Source organism: Nonomuraea sp. NPDC003707 (assembly GCF_053587055.1).
Genome location: NZ_JBSFNK010000010.1, coordinates 361,758 through 383,006, shown reverse-complemented (window position 1 = coordinate 383,006; position 21,249 = coordinate 361,758). Strand labels below are relative to the sequence as shown.

The window sequence follows — 21,249 nt, the reverse complement described above, 5'->3', positions numbered from 1 at the left end:
GATGGGCCCGATGCCGGTCGTTGAACGCCTCGTTGGCCGCCGATCTGGTACTCGTGGATGAGGCCGCCGAGGATGGCTCTGCGGTGGACTCTTGATGACCCGCAGGCCGGCGTCGGTGAACACGCAGGCCCCGAGTAACGGCGTACGATCCCAGGCGACCCTGACCGGCAGCTTGGCGCTCCTCAGCCTCGTGCTCTTCGGACGAAGGCTTCGCACCGGAAGTGATTCGAGTTTCTGAGCCTCGCAGGTCAAAACAGCGCTCCTCCATGGGCTGGAGGCTGTGTGAGGGCGGAGTAGGCGGAGGTGCCACCGCCTACTCCATCCCGATCTCGATGCCCGCGCTCCGGCAGAGCTAGAGAAGCCCTCTGGAGGTGAACGCGGCACGTACGGCTGCCGCGGCAGTGTCACCGCCGTGCCGCTGTGCCGCGTTCACCGTGGCCTCGGCCGCCGCCTTGAAGGTGGTGTCCTTGGCGAAGTCGAACTGCGCGTCGATGATGACCGTGCTGCCCAGCGTGTCACCAAGCCTGGTGCGGACGTCGTACAGGGCTGACGACCAGATCTCGCCGTCCGCGTGCACCTCGCCGACCATGTCCTCGGGGTAGTGCTTGGTGCCGTCCAGTCGGCGCAGGCAGTGCGGGGCCCTTGACGTGTAGGAGACCGAGTCCCAGTCGGCCACGCATGCCTCGGGAGTCCGCGTGGGTACGCCGGTCTTCCAACTGCTGACGGCCACGGCGAGGTAGTCGCCGAAGGCCTCACCGATCGCGCCCGACTCCAGGGTCGTGCCGAAGCCGGTCACCTGGCCGTCCTGCACGGAGTGGCCGTACTCATGGACGATCACCTCGCCGTCCTCGGCGTCGTCCACGCCACCCTTGCCGAGGGTGATGTTGGCCTTGTCCTCCCTGAAGAAGGAGTTGTCGCCGCCGTACTGGTTGATCCGCAGCTCGATCTGACGCTGGTTCACCGGGCGCAGCCGGGAGCCGAAGCCCAATGACTGGATGTACTGCTGGGCGGTGGTGACCCAGTAGTAGCCCATGACCTGCTCGAACTGGTCGGTGTCGCGGTGCCAGGTCGGGAAGGCACCGTCCACGGTCTTGGCGGCCTTGCCGGTCTCGCTCTTGACCGTGACGTAGCGCCCGGTGAGGGCGCCGGAGCTGTCCAGGTCGGTGAGGGTGACGGTGCGGTACGCCGGGGCGAAGGCCGCGCCGTCGCGGTCGTGGTCGTCGACGAGGGACTCGTCGCCCGTGCTCTGGACCGCGTTGGGGTAGAAGACGGTGGCGGTCGGCTCGGTCGTGGCCTGGGCGGTGCCCGGCGCGAGGAGCGCCGTGATGGTGCCGACCGCCAAGCAGGCCGCAGCCATACGACGTTGGGGGGTGCTCACCGTAGATCCTCCAATTGGTGGGAATCCGGTGAACTTACGGGATCAATGATCCTTTTGTCACCCCCGTGTCGGTGCGGCAACGTTTGTCCCCATCGACGTTCAGAGAGAACCGGGTCAGCAGTCGATCCCTGGTCCTGATCGAATCGACTCCCCGCATGGGAACACGGCGCCGCGGGAATGGCACCTCCTGGCCTGCAGGGCGCCGAAGGGAAGGCACTCCTCCCGGCCGGATGTACTGCCCCCGTCGCGCCACCCGATGAGACAGGAGGCTTCACCGTGAACCCCACCATGTCCGTGAGCGAAGCCGGGCGAACGTTTGCCAGCCCCGCCGCGTACACCGACGAGATCCGCCTTCACGAGGCACTCGCGCTGCTGCGCCGTGAATCTCCCGTCCATCGCGTGGAGGTCCCCGGATACATCCCGTTCTGGGCGGTCACCCGCCACGCCGACGTGCTGGAGATCGAGCGGGACCACACCCTGTGGCTCAGCGCCCCGCGCCCCGTGCTGAGGACCGCGGACCTCGACGCCGCACTCGAAACGCGCCGGGCGCGGGGGACCGCGCTCAGGAGCATCGTCCACATGGACGATCCGGAGCACCGCGTCCTGCGCGCCGTCGGGGCCGACTGGTTCCGCCCCAAGGCCATGCGCGCCCTGGAGGCGCGGGTCCGAGAGCTCGCCCGCCTGCACGTGGACCGGATGGCAGAGTACGGCGGCGCGTGCGACTTCGCCCGTCAGGTCGCCGTGCACTATCCGCTCTACGTCATCCTTACCCTGCTGGGTCTGCCCGAGTCGGACTTCCCACGCATGTTGCGGCTCACGCAGGAGCTGTTCGGCCAGCACGACGAGGAGACCGGGCGCGGCGGCAGCCCGCAGGGCCACACCTCCGTGCTGGAGGACCTCTTCGCCTACTTCCACGAGCTGACGGCCGAACGCAGGGCCAGGCCGACTGGCGACCTCGCCTCGGAGATCGCCAACGCCCGCATCGACGGCCGGCCGCTGGACGACAACACCGCCGCCTCCTACTACATCCTCATTGCCACGGCCGGGCACGACACCACCAGTTCCACCATCGCGGGCGGTCTGGAGGCGCTCATCCGGCACCCGGACGAACTGCGGCGACTGCGGGACGACCCCGGCCTGCTGCCGACGGCCGTCGAGGAGATGATCCGGTGGGTGAGCCCTGTGAAGGAGTTCATGCGCACCGCCTCCGCTGACAGCCAGGTCAACGGCACGCCGATCATGAAGGGCGAATCCGTGCTGCTGTCGTACCCGTCGGCCAACAGGGACGAGGAGGTCTTCGCCGAACCGTTCCGCTTCGACGTCGGCCGCGACCCCAACAGGCACCTGGCCTTCGGCTTCGGCGTCCACTACTGCCTGGGCGCCGCGCTCGCCCGCATGGAGATCCGCGCGCTCTTCGCCGAACTCGTCCCCAGGCTGGCGAGTGTCGAGCTCGACGGCGAGCCCGTGTGGACCGCCACCACATTCGTCGGCGGGCTCAAACGCCTCCCCATCCGCTACGTCATGAAGGACGGCTGAGCGTGCCGACTCGGGCGAGAACCTGCAATGCTGAGCAACCCATGGTGGACAACACGGTCCAGATGACCTGTGAGCGAGCCGGCGCGGTGCTTGCGCACTGCGCCGGTGGCTTCCTCGACACGGTGGCCTTCGCGGCTCTCGGCGAGCGCGACTATCTCGACATAAAGATCGTCCAGACCCTGAAATGGCCGATGGTGAGCCTGCTGCTGGAGGACGTGCGGCACGTCACCGTCGACAAGGGTCCGGACATCGCATCGTCACTCGTCGACGAGATCACTCTCACGCCGCTGTTGCGCACGGCCACGACGTGGCCCAGTGAAGCCGACGGGCTGGTGACTCGTTTCGACGGTCTGCCTGATTTGTACTGGCTAAGGTTGGTCGGGCCGACGATGATCATGGCGGTGGGAGCCATCATGACCGTCTCCACCTCCCCGGACTTCTCAACCCTGGCCTGACCCCGCCGGATCTTCACCCGCGAGCGAAAAACACGAGGAGAGGTTGGCGCAGTCCGAGCGAACGATCAGCCAGTGGTGTAGCGCGTCAAAACTCGCGCGTAGGGTCTGATCTGGGGTTTCGCTGATCGAGCCAGGCGGCTCGGCGGTACTCGTTGATCGCTTCTCCGAGTACCTCTTGGCGTTCGATCTGGCTTTCCATGGACACCACTACCTGTTCGTTTTGATCGGGTGGTCGTTGGCCGTGGTAGTGATCGATAGGTGTGGAGAAAACGCCCTGGTCTCACCCGCTTCAGCGACGCGGCCAACCGTTCACTCGGGGGCGGGCCCCCGCTCCTCGGCCGCCCGGCGTCCGAGCAGCTTGTCGATGCTGCGGCGCTCGCGTTTGGTAGGGCGACCCGCGCCACGAGCCCGGACGGCCACCGTCACAGCCTCCTCGCGCGGAGGAGGCGGAGGGCTCTTGTCGACGTAGCACTCGGTGGCCACGGCGGCGCCGACGCGCTTGGTGATGATCCGGGAGACGACCACAATGCGTTCGCGCCCCTCGTGCCGCAGCCGGACCTCGTCACCGACCCGGACGACGTGCGCGGGCTTGACCCGTACCCCGTTGACCCGGACGTGACCGCCCCGGCAGGCGTCGGACGCGATCGAACGGGTCCTGGTCAGCCGCACCGACCAGATCCAGCTGTCCACCCGCGCACTCACCTGCTCACCTGACACCCCGACACTGTACTGAGTGACGTGACAACCCGTCGATCGCGCGACAGGAGGCTCACGGCTCGGACGGCGTGCCGAGTTCCGGGACGACGCCCTGGATCTCGGTCTCGATGACGGCGATGTCGTTCTGGATCCCGATGACGAGCACGCCGCGCTCGCCGAGGGCGAATCCCCGGCAGGTGTCGGGCAGCCGGATCTCGTCCAGGGCCGTGCCGGTCGTCAGGTCCCACGTGGTCACGGGGCCGTCGTGGCTCGCGGCGAGCACGACGGGACGCCCGTGGAGCACGCCGGCGGCGAGAAAGCGGATGCGGTCCGCGCCGGTCGGGATCGTGCGCAGGGTCTGCCGCCCGGCGGCGTCCCACACGCGGAGGGTTCCCTGCGCGCCGGCCGTGACCACCACCGGCCGGCCGGCGACGGTCGTGGTCGCGACGGCGGGGGAGGCCGCCGGTTCGAGCCAGGCGAGGTGCGAACCGTCCGTGAGGTCCCAGAGGCCGACGAAGAATCTCTCGCCCATGTACTGGTGCCCCGTCAGCACCACGGCGGCCGGCCTGCCGTTCACGGCCAGCAGCGACACGGCCGCCGGCCGGTCCACCGGCTCGCGCTGCTCGTCCTCGACGCTGACGTCGACCGGCGGGCCGAGGACCTCTCCCGTGGCGAGGTCGTAGAGCCGCAGCACTGCTCCCGCCGCCACGAGCGCCGCGACCGGCCCACCGTTGAGCCGTCCGGTCGTTCCCGCCTCCACGGTCATGGCGTAGGGGGGCTCGGCCGGGTCACGGGTCGTGAGGGGTACGCCGGCCCCGGTGCCGGGGTGCTGGACCTCGGCGAAACCGATCCCCGCGAGCACCACCAGGGGATGGCCGTCGAGCTCGTCGATCCCGGCGACCTGGGTGAAGCCGACGGGCGCCCGCGCTATGACACGGCGCGCCTCGAGGTCCCACAGGAACGCGGTCTCGTCCAGGCCGACCGACAGGGCGAGGCGGTGCCGGCCGCGGTCGAGCACGGCCAACTCCATGATGTGCTGCCCGTGTCCGGGTGCCGGGGTGCCGAGCTGCTGGTCGGCGAGGGTCAGGTCCCACAGCCGTACGGTGCCGTCCCACCCGCCTCCGGTCACGGCCACCGGACGGCCCTCGACCTGCGTGACCGCGACGGCCTGGGTCCCCTGGGTGTGCCCGGTCAGCGGCCGGCCCAGGAGACGCCAGTCCAGCAGGTCCCACACCAGCAAGGTGGTGTCTTCGTCGTCGGGACCCGGTTGGTTGTGCCCGGACGAGGTCACCGCGACGGGACGGCCGCCGAGCTCGGTGACGGCGATGCCGGACACCGACCAGCCATGATCGGTCCGGGGCTCGCCCATCGCGCGGCGTTCGCGGAGATCCCAGAGCCGCAGCGTGCCGGAGCCGTCCCCGGGCCGCCGGTGACCACCAGCAGTGGCGGACCGCTCTCGAGCCAGCCACAGACCTCCCGCCGGGCCTCGGTGCGGCCGGTGAAGTACGAGGCGCCGGAGTCCGACTCGACCTCCGACCCGCGGGCCCGGGGCAACCAGTGGGTACGCAGCGCCGGGTCGTGGTCGAGCCGCCACCCCAGCAGGCCGCGCAGCCACGGCCAGGGCTCCAGCAGGGTCGCGAGCGGAAGCACCCGGGCGCCGCCCGAGCCCGGAGCGAGCAGGCCCACGACCGCGTCGGCCTCCCGGTCGAACACCGGCGCCCCGGAGAACCCGGCGTCGGACTGCCACGACGCCGCGACCGGGCGCACGCCGAACCACTGTCCTGCGGGCCCGGCCGGACCGTCGAGGACACCCCGGACCTGGGCGATGTCGTTCCCGCCGCCCGGAAACCCGTGCGTGACGAACTCGTGCCCCTCGCCGAGGGCCGGCGCGGCCAACGGCGCCCCGATGACGTCGACGGGCTCGGTCAACTCCAGCACCGTGGCGGTGGCCCCGCGCAGCGCGACCGTGGCCGAACGCCCGTGTACCCCGCCGAAAGGCAGGTCGACCAGTGTCTCGGCCGACGACGGAGACCCGAGGGCGAGAATCCGGCGCGGGCCCAGCAGTACGCCGGCCGTGCCGTCGGACAGACGGGCCAGCCACGACGGCCGCTCGGCAGCCCGGCTCCGCGGCGAGGCGGAGCGGTGCGACGGCATGTGGACGTGGACGCCGCCGCTGACGGACCCGGCCTGGACGAGGGCCCCGTGTACGTCGCCGGTCACGACGTTGACCGTGTGGTCCTGGCCCCTCCCGTCCATGCGGCCATCGTCGCAGAAAGCACCTCTCCCCGCGGGGGTTTGCGGTCGCGGTGTCCTGCCGGTGCGGCGCCGGCACTCCTCCCCGGGCGTGATCGTTTAGGGGGTAGCGGCTCCATGTTCCGCCCGCTTCGTCGGCGAGTCGTGTGGTGGTCTTGTCGTGGAAGCCGAGCGCCCCACGGTGCGTGAGGACACGCGCGAGCGGGCCGTCAGGGTTCTTGGGTGGCGGTCGCGGGCGGCGGTGCGAGGAGTTCGTGGATGAGCGGGACGGCCAGGCGCAGGACGTCGTCCAGCGGGGCGCCGGCCAGATCGGGAGTGCGCAGCAGGTGGCGGTGGAAGGTGATGCCGAACATGACGGCCCCGGCCAGCGCCGCCCGCAGCCGCGGGTCCGGGCCCTCCAGGTGGAAGGCGATGCGGTCGATGGCCTCGGCGGTGATGTGCCTGCGTAGCAGGTCGGCGGCCTCCTCGCTGGTCAGGCTGGTACGCAGGAGCACGGCCATGGGGCTGTCGGGGGCGGCGGCCCAGCGTTCGAGCATGGCGCGCAGGTACCTTTCCGCCGAGGCCGCCGGGTCGCCGTCCACGGTGAGCGCGTCCACGTTGATGCGGAGGTCGAGGGCCTCGCGGAAGAGTTGCTCCTTGGTGCCGAAATACTGGATCACCGAGGACTTGTCCACCTGCGCCTCGGCGGCGATGGCCCGGATGGTGGCGCGGTCGTAGCCCACCTCGCCGAACACCCGCCGCCCTGCCTCCAGGATGCGGCGGCGGGTGCGCTCGCCCTTTCTCTCACCGTTGCCGGCCTGCTCGATGACATCGGTCACTGCTGGTCACCTCTTCCTGCGCAGGCCGATGCTATCGACTACCGGCCTGTCAGCCGCCGGGCCGGCCGAGCGGGAAGCCGGACATGTCGCCCGCCTTCATCCGCTCGAACGCCTGCCGCATCGACTCGGCGTCGTTCAGATGCGGGAACGGCTCTCCGGCCGGGACGTCCACGCCGAGGAAGGCGCACAGCGGCTCCCACCCCTCCCGCACGTCGAACACCAGCAGCCGATCCGCCGGGATGCTCTGCTTCACCGTCTCCACGTGCCGGTTGAAGGCCGCGACGACCAGCTCCTCGTCGCCGGGGTCGTTCCCGAAGGTCCAGTCGGGGCCGAAAAGGGAGCGCCCCATCTGGTCCAGAGCGGGCCGCATGCGCTGCATGGTCGTGAAGAGCTGGCGGATCTGCTCGGGCATCTCGTCCGAAGGGGCCGGACGGTTCTCGCCGGAGAGCAGCATCCGGATGCTCGGGTGCCACTTGTGCGGGTCACGTACGGTGAGGATGACTTTCGCCTCGGGATAGGCGTCGGCCAGCTCCCGCCAGTAGAAGCTGGCGGGCCAGTCCACCTCCGCCTGGTAGCCGTCCTCGAAGACCCGGTCCCAGTCCTCCCGGGTCCGGACCTTCCCTGCGGCGGCCTCCAGCCAGTGATCGACGTGGCCGGGATGGGTCATCACCTCGACCATGTGGTAGCAGGGGGTGAAGCCCAGCCGCTCCAACGCGGCTTTCATGGACGTGGTGCCGGTGCGTGGAAGGCCCGCACCGATGACTTTCATCATGCCGAGTTCCCCTGTCGTCCGCGATGACGGTCGCCCTCAGGCTAGGAGGACGGGCAACAAAACTCAACGGCTGTACATTTTTCCGCCGGTGGGGGATCATGCCGCGATGCCCGTGATCTTTGTTGCGCTTCGATCACGATTGCCGAATCTGAATGACTCTCCCGCATGACATCGGATGATCAATGGAGTCAAGCTTCGGAGAGAGGACACTTAATGCACTTATCCGCAGTCCGGGCTGCTCTGAGCGGTGCCACCGTCGTCTGCGCGATGCTCCTCACCGCCCTCCCCGCGACCGCCTCCGTCCCACTGGCCCCGACCGCCCAGGCCGGAGTCGACCGCGGCGTGCTGCTGGCCAAGGCGGATCAGCCCCCGGCCGGCGAGTCGTACGGGGACCCATGGGTCAACCCGTACTTCGAGCCCGGCGTCACCGGCCCGACCTGCTGGGAGTACGGGCGCGACACCGGCGCGAGCGCGGGCGTCAGCGCGAGATTCTCCACGCCGACGTGGTTCCACTCCTACAACGACGTCTGGGTCTTCCCGAGCGCGGACGACGCGGCCGCCTTCGAGCGGCAATGGCGGGCCGACCTGGCGACCTGCGTCGACCGCAACCAGCCGGGCGAGAGCGGCTCGGCGGTGTTCGACATCACCCGGGCGGGTGAGGCGGACGGCGTGGAGGTCCTGCGGGTCACCGCCGCCACCAACCCGTACTCGACCCTGACTTACCACTTCTGGGTCGCCGTGGTCCGCCAAGGTCGCGCCGTGTACGCCGTCCAGCTCCTCGACTACCGGCACGGCGACCCGCAGCTCATGCCCTTCGACGGCACCGTCGCCAAGATCAAGGCCAAGCTGGCCGCGTACTACCCCTAAGGCCGCCCGCCGCCCCTACAGCAGATTCGCCAGCTCGGTCCGCGAGGTGATGCCCAGCTTGGGGAAGGCGCGGTAGAGGTGGTAGCCGACGGTCCGCGGGCTGAGGAAGAGCCGGGCGGCGATCTCCCGGTTGGACGCCCCCTGCGCGGCGAGGAACACCACGTGCCGCTCCTGCGGCGTCAGCCCGCGCAGGGCTTCCGGCAGCGGCTCCGCCGGGCTCGGCTCCCCGGCCGCGCTCAGCTCGGTCGCGGCGCGCTCCGCCCAGGGGAGCCCGCCCAGCTGCTCGAACGCGGCATGCGCGGCCCGCAGGTGGGAGCGGGCCTCGGACCTGCGCCTGGTACGGCGGAGCCACTGCCCGTAGGCGAGCTCGGTCCTGGCCCGCTGGAAGGACGCCTGGAGCGGGCCGTGCAGGTCGAGCGCGCCGACGAAGAGCGGTTCCGCCTCGCCGTCCGGCGCGACCAGCGCCCGGCACCGGAGCGCCACCGCGCCTATCCAGCGCTGGCGCGTGTCCTTCGCCCACTGCTCCAGCAGGGCGAGGGGCTCGACGGCGGCGCCGGGCAGGTCGGCCTGGACCGCCGCGTCGACCAGGTCGGCCGCGCAGCGGACCGCGATCACCGGGTGGTGCGCCGGGCCGATGACCACGCGCTCGAGGAGGTCCACAGCGGCGCCCGCCCGGCCCAGCCCCAGCTCCAGCAGGCCGAGCGCCCAGGTGGCCAGCGCCGCGCTGGCCGGCGCGTCGTGGTCGGCGCAGTGGGCCAGGCTCGACTCGGCGTAGGCCCGGCAGCGCTTCTCGTCGCCGTTCATCGCGGCGATCAGCGCGACCACGCCGCTCAGGTGGCCGACCCGGTGGGTCTGGCCGAGGTCGCCGGCGAGCTTCAGCCCCTCGGTGGCCTGCCTGAGGGCTTCGGCGTTGCGGCCGCTCAGCAGGAGCGCGTGGGACTGGAGCTGCAGGGCGTACGGCAGGAGCCCCATCAGGTCCTGGTGACGGCAGTCGGCCACCAGCGTGGAGGTGAGGCGGAGCGCCGCGCCGGCGTCGGCGGCCATCAGGCCCAAAGAGGTGGCGGTGATGGCCTGCTGGGTGGCCAGGGCGGGCGTGTGCTCGACCAGCTCGCCGATGGCGGCGAAGCCGCTGAACGGGCCGCCCGCCATGATCTTCGCCAGCGGGGGGAGCGACCGGGCCAGGGGAGCGGACCAGGTGGGCTGGGTCTCCGGCCACGCGACCTGCGAAGCCGCCGGCGCCGCCCAGACGGCGGCGGCGATCTGGCCGGCCAGCCCCTCGTCGCCGCTGTAGCCGAACAGGCGGATCGCGTCGGCGATCATGACGATGGCCGTCGCGTGGTCGTCGTCGTCGATCCTGGCCACCGAGTCCAGCAGCATCCGTGCGGCCTTGGCCGGCGAGCCGATCTCGGCCTCCACGGTGGCCAGCACGCGGGCGGCCGAGGCCAGCGTCGAGGGTGCGGTACTCAGCTTGGACGCGCGGGTCGCCAGGTCCGCCGCGCGGCGCAGGTGCCCCGCGTCGCACGCGGCGAGCGCGGCGGCGGCATGGTGCCGGGCGCGTGACTCGGGGTCGGCGGTCAGCTCGGCCGCGCGCTCCAGCGCCGACGACGTCCCGATGGCCGCCAGCTCGCGCGCGATCTCCTCGTCCGGCTCCAGCGCGGCGGCGGCGAGATGCCAGACCCGCCGCTCGGGCGACGCCTCGGCCAGGGCCCGGTGCGCGGCGATGCGGGCCGAGACCGGCGCGGACTGGTAGGCGGCGACCAGGATCAGCAGGTGGCGAGGGGTGAGCCCGGTCGGCCGCACCTCGACCAGCTGGGCGGTCTCGGCAGGCTCCAGATCGGCCGGGGTCGCTCGGGCGGCAGCGAGGAGCTCGGAGAGGGAGGCCGCGGGGTCGGCGGCGGCCAGCAGGAGGAGTGAGCGGGTCCGGTCGGGCAGCGCGCGTAAGCGCTCGCCGTACAGCTGGTCGGCCCGCCGCGAACGTCCGGGCCAGCCGGTGTGGAGGCCCAGCGGCGACAGCCTGCCCTCGACCTGCGCGGGGCCGATCCCCGCGGCCAGCTCGCGCAGGGCCAGCGGGTTGCCGCGAGCATCCGCGACGATCCGCTCACGCACCTGCGGGACGATGCCCGGCCGGCACTCGGCGACGATGTCCAGCGCCGCCTGCCTGTCGACACCCCGCAGGTCCAGCTCGTCGATCTCCCGCAGCGCGGGCAGCTCGCCCTCGGCGGCCACCAGGATCACCACGCGCGCGGCGGCGAGGCGGCGGACGCAGAAGGACAGGACCGCCAGGCTCTCCCGGTCCAGCCAGTGCGCGTCGTCGATCAGGCAGAGCACGGGCCGCCGTCCCGCCAGGTGGCGCAGGAGGTCCCAGACCGGCAGGTACGGCGAGCGCGGCCAGGCGGGTTCGCCGGGAACCTGTTCCAGGGGCTCCGGCTCGCCCAGGCGGTCGAGGAGGTCGCGTTGCCCGGCGGGCAGGTGTTTCCAGTGCGAGCGGGTGGTCGCCAGCAGCATGTGCAGGCCGCCGTACGGAAGGTGGGACTCCTCGGGGGCGCCGGAGGCGCGCAGCACGATTTGATCACTGGCGATCTCGGCCGCGAAGTCGAGCAACGCGCTCTTGCCCGCCCCGGCTTCCCCGCGGACCATCAAGGCGCCGCTCTCACCAGCGAGAAGTCGCGTGATTCCGGCCTGCTCCGCGATGCGCCCGTGCAGCACGAGGCGAGAGTACCGGACTCGTAGTGGATCTCATACCTAACCGGGAACATTCAGACGTGCTTGATCCACGTCATCCGTACTGATGTGGGACGGACGGCCCGCGATTACGGTCGCCGCCGTGAGGAACCGTTGGGCCACCCGTCTTTGCGCTGCACTGACGGTGACCACTCTTGTCATCGGCGTAGCAGGTCAGGCAGCCTACGCGGCTCCCAAGGAGCCCACGCTCCCCGAGCAGTTGCTGGGCTCGGCGGCGAACCGCGCCCACCAGGCGACGGCGGAGGCGACCCGGGCGAAGACCGAGCTGCCGGAGCGGGCCACCGCCAAGCCGCCCAAGGGGACCGTGCCGTGGGAGGCCCCGAAGCCGCCCGAGCCCGTCTCCCGGCTGTCGAACACCCCGCAGCGGGTGGGCAAGGCGACCCGTAAGCCGGGCAAGAGGGAAGCCCACGGGTTCGTCGCCGAGCAGAGCAAGGCGGTGCCCACGCTGGGAGACGCGACGTCGAAGGTCTTCCAGAACCCCGACCACACCTACACCGTGCGCACGTACTCCAGGCCAGTGCGTTATCGCACGGCCACGGGGGAGTGGGCGGACATCGACGTCAACCTGACCGGCGCGGACGGACGCTGGCGGCAGGCGGCCAACGACGTCGGGGTCGAGGTGGCCGACGACGCCGCCGACCCCAGGCTCCAATCGCTCACCCTGGACGCGGAGCACAGCCTGTCCTTCGCCCTCCAAGGCGCAAAAAGCACCAAGGCCACTATTTCGCGAAATATCGCGACATATCGGGAGGTGCTGCCTGAGACGGACATCGAGGTCGAGGCGACCTGGAACGGTATCAAGGAGTCGCTGGTCCTGACCTCGCGCCAGGCCGCGACCGGCCCCTGGGACTTCCCCTTCCAGGCCAAGGGCTTGACGGCGCGAAGCTCGTCGCAGGGCGTGGAGTTCGTGGACGAGCGGGGCGCCGTCCGCATCACCGTCCCCGCCGGATTCATGCTCGACGCCAAGGGCGCCCGCTCCGACGCGGTCCGCTACACCCTCGTCGGCGACGTCCTGCGCGTCAGCGCCGACCAGAAGTGGCTGCGCGACAAGGACCGCGCGTTCCCGGTGGTCGTCGACCCCTCCTCGTACGTGCGCACCACCAGCGGCGCCGCCTCCGACACGTACGTCGACAACCACTCCGGCGCGAACCACTCCGGCAGCGACCAGCTCCTGGTCGGCTCCCAGGACGGCACCAAGCGCAACAACACCTACATCAACTTCAACCTCGCCTCCCAGATCCCCCACGCCTACGTGACCGGCGCCGCGCTCTTCCTCTACAACACCCTGTCGAACTCCTGCTCGGCCAACCCCGTCACGGTGAAGGCCATCACCAGCAGCTGGAACGTCGGCACGATCGCCTCCTATCCCGGCGTGACGCTCGGCGACACCTGGGGCTCGGCCAGCTTCACCGGCGGCGTCACCTGCGGCGGCGCCGCCTGGGCGTGGATCGGGATCAACAGCGCGGGCCTGTCCGCCCTGTCGGACTGGGCCAACGGCGCGGGCAACAACGGCCTGGCGCTGACCGCCGACAGCTTCAAGGAGTTCGCCAGCGCCAACTCGGCCAACCCGCCGTATCTGCAGGTGGACTACAGCCCCTGGCGAGCGCTGTACGCGATCGACTCCGGCGCCACGATCGACCCGCCGGTGACCGCCAACAGCGCCGGCCGGCTCCCCGTCACGGTGATCAACAACGGGATGAACTCCTGGTCCCCCGGCACGGTCAAGCTGGGCTACAAGGTCTACACCATCGGCGGCACCTTCGTGGGCAGCTCCACCGCGGCCGCCGCGCTGCCCTCCACGATCGGCAACAACGGCTCGGCGAAGGTGAGCGCCACGATCGACCCGCTCAACCCGGGCTCGTACCAGATCTGCTGGGACATGGTGACGAACGGGCAGTTCTTCTCCGACTGGGGCGTACCCGTCTGGTGCGTGAGCCTGACCGTGCTCAACCTGCCGCCCCAGATCGACTCGATGTGGCCGGGCAGCGGGTACGTGGAGTCCACGCTGACGCCGGAGTTCACGGCCTCCGGCCATGACGGGGACGAGTGGCCCGGCGGGGAGCTGAACTTCATCTTCAACGTCTGCCTGGTCTCCGACCCCGACACGTGCCCCGCGGCCGGTCTGGTCACGGGCGACTCCAACACCGGGGCCCAGACCGCGAGCTGGGCGGTGCCGCAGGGCAAGCTCAAGTGGGGCGAGCAGTACATGTGGCGCGTCCTGGTCACCGACGGCAAGGACTCCAGCCCGGCGTCCGGGTGGAGCACGTTCCGCACGGTCGTGCCGCAGCCCCTGGTGTCCTCACACGTCTCCGACAGCGCGGGCACGGCCGCCGTCAAGGGCATCGACCCGCTGACCGGCCAGTACGCGGCCACCACCACGGACGCGAGCCTCACCAGCGCCGGTCCCGCGCTGGCGGTCACCCGCTCGTACAGCAGCCTGAACTCGCGCACGGGGATGTTCGGCGTGGGCTGGACCACCGCCTACGACATGAAGATCGTCACCGACAACGACTTCACCGGCAACGTCGTGGTCACCTACCCCGACGGGCGGCAGGCGCGCTTCGGCCGCAACCCCGACGGGACGTACGCGCCGCCCGAGGGCCGGTCGGTGAGCCTGGTGAAGACCGATCTGGCCTGGTTCCTCCGCGACAAGTCCGGCGGCGCGTACGTGTTCGACCCGAACGGCCGGCTGACCGCGATCTACGACGACGACCAGCACGCCGAGTACCTCACCTACAACGGCGACGGCACCCTCGCCAAGGTCGTGAACAAGGTCAGCGGCCGCGGCCTCTACTTCACCTGGAACAGCGGGGTGGTGACCTCGGTCGCCACCGATCCCGCCCAGGGGGCGCCCGCGTGGACCTACGGCTACGGCTACGGCCTGCTCGCCCAGGTCTGCCCGCCGGGCACGACGACGGCCTGCACGAAATACTCCTACAAAATGGTGTCGCACTACCGCACGGCCGTCGTGGACGCCGCCCCCGCGATGTACTACCGGCTGCACCAGAGCGCGTCCAACGAGGCCCGGCTGTTCGTCGGCCAGGACGACGCGGAGGCGGTCAACCTCTCCTACGGCGCGGCGGGCGCCCCGGCCGGGACCACGGACGGCTCGGCGACGTTCAACGGCACGAGCTCGTACCTGCGCATGCCGTACAGCGTCACCGACGAGACCACCTACGCGGCGGTCGGCATGTGGTTCAAGACCACGAAGGCCGGCGTGCTGTACGGCGCGCAGCTGAACACGCTGGAGGACTCCCGGGGCCCGCTGCCCTGGGGCTTCCTGCCGATGCTCTACGTCGGGACCGACGGGAAGCTGCACGGCCAGATGGCCGACGACGGCAGCTGCGGCTCGATGGCGTCGACCGCGGCGGTGAACGACGGGGCCTGGCACCACGTGGTGCTCACCTCGAGCGGGACCTGGCAGAGCCTGTACGTGGACGGGTCGATGGTGGCCAGCCGCACCAAGCAGATCAAGGCCACCCATCTGCCGTACGCCAGCGTCGGGGCCGGCTACACGACCACCTCGGGCTGGTGCCCCGCCGCGCCCGCCGACGCGCGCGGTCACTTCACCGGCCAGATCGACGACCCCGCCTTCTACACCCACCCGCTCGGTTCCACGTCGGTCGCCGCCCAGTACGCGGCCGGGCAGTACACGGGCGTGCTGGAGACGGTCAAGCTGCCCTCGGGCAAGCTGCAGGCCACGCTCGCGTACGACGCCCAGAACGACCGCGTCGCCTCGGTCACCGACGCGGGCGGCGGGAAGTGGCGGGTCTACCCCGCCCAGACGCAGGCCAGCACCGAGTACTACCCGAGCGCGGTCCTGGGCGCCCGGCCGCGCGAGTACTACCGCCTGGCCGAGTACTCCGGCACCCGGGCGGCCAGCGCGGCGTACGGCGACGGGCGCGACACCGACGCGACCTACCACAACGTCTCCCTGAACCAGACCGCGCCCATCTTCCTGGCCACCGGTGGCGACACGGCCGCCGGGTTCAACGGCACCACCTCCTACCTGGAGCTCCCCGACGGCGAGATCAAGGGTGGCGGAGATCTGTCGGCCGAGCTGTGGTTCAAGACCGCCAAGCCCGGCGTCCTGCTCGCCTACCAGGCCCAGGCCATCACCGACCCGGCCGGGCCGCAGGCGAACTACACGCCCGCGCTGTACGTCGGGACGGACGGCAAGCTGCGCGGCCAGTTCTGGGACGGCGCCGCGGTCGCGCCGATCACCACGGGCAAGAGCGTGACCGACGCGAGCTGGCACCACGTCGTGCTGACGGCCTCCGGCGGCACCCAGTGGCTCTGGCTGGACGGCGCCGTGGTCGGGACCAGGTCCAAGGGGCCGGTGTCCACCATCGCGCAGAACCACGTCTACGTCGGCGCCGGCTTCATCGCCGGCAACTGGCCCGCCAAGCCCTCGGACACCCTGGGCCACTTCACCGGCACCATCGACGAGGTGGCGATCTACTGGAGCAGCCTGAGCACGGACGCGATCGAGGCGCACTACCAGGACGTCGCGACGTTCGGCATCCCCGCCACCACCGTGCTCGCCGCCGACCCGGGCGACAAGCCGATGGTCTACAGCTTCGACCCCCGGCACGGCGGCCGCCCGACCTCGCTCTACGACGCCTCGGGCGGCACCACGCGGTACGGCTACGACCTCAACGGCAACCTGGCCTCGGTGACCGACCCGGACGGGCACACCACCCAGCTGTTCAACGACGACCGGGGCAACCCGGTCATGAAGGTGACCTGCCGGGGCCCGCGCTCCTGCCAGACCTCCTACTTCACCTACTACCTGGACTCCGGCGACCCGCTGGACCCCCGCAACGACAAGCTCACCGGCGCGTACGACGCCCGGGCCGGCGCCGGGAACGACCCGGCGCACCGTACCAGCTACACCTACGACATCTCGGGTGACCTGCTCAGCGTCACCACGCCTCCCGTGAGCGGATCCGCCGGCCGGACCACGAAATACGCCTACACCGACGGCAGCGAGGCCGCCGTCGACGGCGGCACCACCCCGGACGGGCTGCTCGCCTCCGTGACCACCCCCGGCGGCAAGACGACCCGGTACGGCTACCGCCAGAACGGCGACCTCGCCCAGGTGGTGGACCCGGCCGGGCTCACCACGAAGTACGACTACGACGGCGCCGGCCGGCCCACCGCCGTGACCGAGGTCTCCGACACGTTCCCGAACGGCGTCGTCACCTCGATGGGGTACGACGCGCTCAACCACCTCACCGCCACCGTCGGCCCCGCGACCACGGACGCGATCAGCGGCGTCAAGCACCTGCCGTGGGTCATCTACACCTACGACGTCGACGGCAACGTCTCCAAGGTCGAGCAGACGGACCCCACAGGCAAGGACGCCGCCCGCACCACGAACTACACCTACGACTCCGCGGCCCGCGTCTCGTCCGTCAAGGACGCCGCGGGCAAGACCACCACCTACGGCTATGACTCCTACGGCAACCTCACCAGCACCGTGGACGCCACCGGCGCCGACCACCGGCGCACCTACGGGCCGACCGGCCTGCTGCTGACCACCAGCATCGCCAACTGGGTGGGCGACCCGCTGGACAACGACGCCCCCAAGGAGCTCGTCCTCGAATCCCGCGCCTACGACCCGGCGGGGCGCCTGGCCACGGTCACCGACGCGATGGGCCGTACCACTCGCTACCGCTACTTCGACGACAACCTGCTCGAATCGGTCTGGGCCGAGGGCTTCCGCAACGCCGACGGGACCACCCGGGACATCCCGCTCCAGCAGAACACCTACGACAGCGCGGGCAACCTCATCCAGCGGATCACCGGCAACGGCAAGAGCACGACCGCGTACACCGTGGACGCCGCCAACCGCACCACCGAGGCCCTGCTGGACCCCACCGGCATCAAGCGCAAGACCACGTACGGCTACGACGACGACGATCACCTGATCACCCTGGTCCAGGCCCAGAACAGCGCCTACACATGGACCACGTACGACCTCGACGCGCTGGGCCGGCCCCTCTCTCAGAAGGTCTGGGACGGCGACAAATGGCTCACGACCGCCTGGACCAGGGACCAGCGGGGCCTGCCGCGGACGATGACCGACCCGCGCGGCGCGGTGACCGACTACACCTATGACGAGGCGGGCCGGCTCACCGCGACCAAGGCGCCGACGGTGGCCATCGAGCACTTCGGCGGCGCGCCGTACAACGTCAGGCCGACGACGCGGACCGGCTTCAACAGCTTCGGCGACGTCGTGACGAGCGAGGACGCCGAGGGCTACCGGACCACGATCACCTACGACGCCATGGGCCGGCCGCTCGTCCTCACCCTGCCCGCCTACACGCAGCTCGGCGCCGGAGCCACGGTGACCGGGGGCACCACCAGGACGTACGACGCGCTGGGCCGCATGACGAGCGTCGTGGACGCGCTCGGCCACGGCGACACCTACACCTACAACCAGCTGGGCAACGTGGTCGCCACCACGGACGCGGCGGGCAACCGGTCGCGGTCGGGCTTCGACGCGGCCGGCGAGTGGCTCTGGACGCGCGATCAGGCGGGCCGGGTGACCGGGGCGACGTACGACGACCTCGGCCGCCGGATCTCCACCACCGCCGTCGAACGCACACCGGCCGCGGCCGGGTACACCACGACCTACGAGTACGACGACGCGGGCAACCTGACCTACGTCAACACGCCGTCGGGCGCGCGCAGCCAGTTCGGCTACAACGCGGCGGGCGAGGTCGTGGTCGACGTCAACCCGCTGAACCAGGCCCACTGGTACACCCGCGACCACGCCGGCCGGGTGACCAAGGTCGTCAACCCGGACGGCACCGGCAGCACCCTGGCGTACGACGGCGCCGGCCGGGCGACCGCGATGGCCGACCTCGACGCGTCGGGCGGCCAGTTGCGATCGATGACGATCGGCTACGACGCGGGGGGCAACCCGGTCACCGTCAACCGCCCCGGCGGCGGGGTCGCCACCTACGACTACGACGCGCTGAACCGGATGACCGGCCAGCACGAGAAGACCACGTCCACGCACGCCGTCACCACGACCTTCGGCTACGACGCGGTGGGCAACCGGACCCGCTTCACCGACGGCAACGGCAACGCGACCTCGTACGCCTACAATCCGTGGAACCTCCAGACGGCGATGCTCGTCCCGGCGACCACGGCGTACACCACGCCCGCCCAGCGCCAGACGATCACCGACTACGACGCGGCCGGCCGCCCCTTCCAGGTCGCCAAGCCGGGCGGGGTCACCGTCGCCCGCACCTTCGACGCGCTGGACCGGCTCACCGCGGAGACCGGCGCGGGCGCCGAGAGCGCCACGACCGCCCACAGCTTCGGCTACGACGCCGTGAGCCGGCTCACCTCGGCCGGGGCCGACACCTTCGGCTACGACGATCGCGACCATCTCGTCAGCACGGCGGGGCCGTCCGGCACGGCGTCCTTCACCTACGACGCCGACGGCCGCATGAAGACCCGCACCGACAAGGCGGGCACGGCCACCTACGACTACGACGCGGGCAGCCGCCTCGCCACGGTCCGCGACCCGCTCACCGGCGGGACCGCGACCTACACCTACGACTCGATGGACCAGCTCAAGGGCGTGGACTACGGCGGCGCCAAGCGCTCCTTCGAGTACGACGCGCTGCACCGGCCCACCTCCGACACGCTCAAGACCACCGCGGGCGCGACGCTGGCCGCCATCGGCTACGGCTACGACGACGCCGACCGGCTCACCAGCAAGACCACGGCCGGTACGGCGGGTGCCGGGGCCAACACCTACGGCTACGACCTGGCGGGCAGGCTGACCTCGTGGAACTCGGTCGCCTACGAGTACGACGACGCGGGCAACCGGACCAAGGCCGGCCCGGCCGCCGCCGTCTACGACGCGCGCAACCAACTGGTCTCCGACGGATCGGCCGGCTACGCCTACACGGCGCGCGGCACCCTCAGATCCAGGACGCCGACCGGCGGAAGCGCGAGCGCGACGAGCTACGACGCGTTCGACCGGATGATCAGCGACGGTGCCACGACCTACGCCTACGACGGGCTGGACCGGCTCGCCTCCACCGCGGGGGTCGCGTTCAGCTACTCCGGGCTGGGCAACACCCCGGCCGCGGCGGGCGCCGAGCTCTACGGCAGGGACCCGGCCGGCGACCTCGTCTCCGTCGCGGGCCTGTACGCCTACACCGACCGGCACGGCGACCTCACCGCCACCTTCACCGGCGCGGGCGCGCTGACCGATTCGGTGGCCTACGACCCGTACGGGAAGGTCGTCGCGAGCTCGGGCACCAAGCGGGGCGTCGGCTACCAGGGCGGCTGGACCGACCCCGCCAGCGGCAAGGTCAACATGGCCGCCCGCTGGTACGACCCCGGCACCGGCGCGTTCCCCAGCAGGGACACGCTCGAGGTGGATCCGGTGCCGTCGATGAAGGGCAACCGCTTCACCTACGCGGACGGCGACCCGCTCAACCGGGTGGACCCGACCGGCCACTTCGGCTGCCCCGCCTTCGTGTGCGGCACCGCCAAAGAAGTGATCAAGGTCGTCAAGGTGGACATCGCCAGGCCGATCTGGAACGCGGCCGACTACATCCTCGTCGGCGGCGGGGAGGTCGGCGCGGCCGCGCGCGGCTCACGGGTCTGCGGTCCGGTCTGGCTCTACTGTCTCGCGGCGGTCGGCGTCGGCGCGGGCCTGGGCTACTTCGCGGGCAAGTGGTGGAAGAACAACTGGTGGAAGGGCTGGCCGGACGGCAGCGGGCCGTACATCGAGTATCCGGACGGCGGCAGCTCGCCGGGCAAGGGCAAGACCGGCGGCGGCCCGGGCGAGGACACCCCCGGCACGGGCGGGAAGGGGCCGCACAAGACACCCAAGACGGATCCTCCGCCACCGCCTCCGCCGCCCACGCCCCAGGAGCTCGCCGACATCGCCGCGAAGACGCGCGCGACCAGGCCAGGCCCCATCGACCACGACCGGCTGCCCGGTCCGGCGGGCACCTCGCTGGCCGACGCGCTCGACAAGGGGCTCACGCACAGGGTCGACAACGCCATCGACAAGATCCTGGACAAGGTCGGCGTGGCCTTCACGCCGACCGAGGCCGGGGCGGGCGACGGGCAGCCCAACGGCGGGTTCGCCCCGGCCCCGCACGTCGTCGGCCAGTGCTCGGGGGTGTTCGGCGCGGACGCGATGCAGGACTGCCGCGTCGATCCGGGCCCGGGCGTCCCGCAGGACCCGGCGGTGCGGCTGGACCCCTGCCGCGGCGTGACGGGCGCCGGCTCCTCCTGCCTCTCCACACCCGGTCCGCTCGGGACCGCGAGCGCCGGCGACGGATCCGGCACGGGGGCGCGCGGGCCGCTCGCCGCCGACGACCCCTTCGTGCTGGCACGCGCCGGCGACCGGCCGCGCTGGGCCGCCAGGCTCCCGATGAACATGGACACGGTCCGGAGGGTGGCCCAGGACTGGGACATCCGGATCGACGACCTGACCATCAAGATCGACAAGAGGATGGACGGGCTGGCCGGGGTGACCTATCCCGACCAGACGGTCCTGCTCCGGCGAGCGGCCTTCCGCAGCGAGGAACTGCTGGCCCGCACCCTCGCCCACGAGCGGTACCACGTGGAGGACCTGCGCCAGGGCGGCGTCTATCCGAGGTCCAAGGAAGAAGCGGGACCGTATGAGGACCGGGCCTACGCCTTCGAGGACGAGTGGTGGGCCAACCATCCACGTAACCAGTGACG

General features: G+C 71.2%; 11 protein-coding genes. 4 read left to right on the top strand and 7 right to left on the bottom strand.

The window, feature by feature from the left end:
- Window positions 1–352: 352 nt before the first annotated feature.
- Window positions 353–1,378, bottom strand: a complete 1,026-nt coding sequence (locus ACWDRB_RS27710) for a M36 family metallopeptidase (RefSeq protein WP_449898327.1) — start codon at window positions 1,376–1,378, stop codon at window positions 353–355.
- 276 nt (window positions 1,379–1,654) lie between these two features.
- On the opposite strand from ACWDRB_RS27710, the gene ACWDRB_RS27705 reads away from it, so the two are divergent.
- Both ACWDRB_RS27705 and ACWDRB_RS27700 read left to right on the top strand, forming a co-directional pair.
- On the top strand, window positions 1,655–2,914 hold the full coding sequence (locus ACWDRB_RS27705; protein ID WP_449898325.1) for a cytochrome P450: 1,260 nt from the start codon (window positions 1,655–1,657) through the stop codon (window positions 2,912–2,914).
- 41 nt (window positions 2,915–2,955) lie between these two features.
- Window positions 2,956–3,369, top strand: a complete 414-nt coding sequence (locus ACWDRB_RS27700) for a hypothetical protein (RefSeq protein ID WP_449898323.1) — start codon at window positions 2,956–2,958, stop codon at window positions 3,367–3,369.
- A 309-nt stretch (window positions 3,370–3,678) separates the two neighbouring features.
- Here the strand turns inward: ACWDRB_RS27700 and ACWDRB_RS27695 are convergent, their stop codons facing one another.
- From ACWDRB_RS27695 to ACWDRB_RS27675, 5 genes are all read right to left on the bottom strand, one after another.
- Complete coding sequence (locus ACWDRB_RS27695) at window positions 3,679–4,086, bottom strand: RNA-binding S4 domain-containing protein (protein WP_449898321.1); 408 nt, start codon at window positions 4,084–4,086, stop codon at window positions 3,679–3,681.
- Between the two features lie 52 nt (window positions 4,087–4,138).
- Complete coding sequence (locus tag ACWDRB_RS27690) at window positions 4,139–5,401, bottom strand: WD40 repeat domain-containing protein (RefSeq protein WP_449898319.1); 1,263 nt, start codon at window positions 5,399–5,401, stop codon at window positions 4,139–4,141.
- The gene (locus ACWDRB_RS27685) at window positions 5,353–6,321 is read right to left on the bottom strand and encodes a hypothetical protein (RefSeq protein ID WP_449898317.1); all 969 of its coding nucleotides are present in this window, start codon (window positions 6,319–6,321) and stop codon (window positions 5,353–5,355) included. The genes ACWDRB_RS27690 and ACWDRB_RS27685 overlap by 49 nt, the downstream gene beginning before the upstream one ends.
- A 206-nt stretch (window positions 6,322–6,527) precedes the next feature.
- On the bottom strand, window positions 6,528–7,136 hold the full coding sequence (locus ACWDRB_RS27680) for a TetR/AcrR family transcriptional regulator (RefSeq protein WP_449898315.1): 609 nt from the start codon (window positions 7,134–7,136) through the stop codon (window positions 6,528–6,530).
- Between the two features lie 49 nt (window positions 7,137–7,185).
- Window positions 7,186–7,908 (bottom strand): sulfotransferase family protein, encoded by a 723-nt coding sequence (locus tag ACWDRB_RS27675; RefSeq protein ID WP_449898313.1) that lies wholly within the window; start codon window positions 7,906–7,908, stop codon window positions 7,186–7,188.
- 213 nt (window positions 7,909–8,121) lie between these two features.
- On the opposite strand from ACWDRB_RS27675, the gene ACWDRB_RS27670 reads away from it, so the two are divergent.
- Window positions 8,122–8,775, top strand: coding sequence for a hypothetical protein (locus ACWDRB_RS27670; protein WP_449898311.1), 654 nt, complete (start codon window positions 8,122–8,124; stop codon window positions 8,773–8,775).
- A gap of 15 nt (window positions 8,776–8,790) precedes the next feature.
- Here ACWDRB_RS27670 and ACWDRB_RS27665 read toward each other — a convergent pair whose 3' ends face one another.
- Window positions 8,791–11,481, bottom strand: coding sequence for a LuxR C-terminal-related transcriptional regulator (locus tag ACWDRB_RS27665; RefSeq protein WP_449898308.1), 2,691 nt, complete (start codon window positions 11,479–11,481; stop codon window positions 8,791–8,793).
- A gap of 160 nt (window positions 11,482–11,641) precedes the next feature.
- On the opposite strand from ACWDRB_RS27665, the gene ACWDRB_RS27660 reads away from it, so the two are divergent.
- The gene (locus ACWDRB_RS27660) at window positions 11,642–21,247 is read left to right on the top strand and encodes a LamG-like jellyroll fold domain-containing protein (protein WP_449898305.1); all 9,606 of its coding nucleotides are present in this window, start codon (window positions 11,642–11,644) and stop codon (window positions 21,245–21,247) included.
- Window positions 21,248–21,249 lie beyond the last annotated feature (2 nt).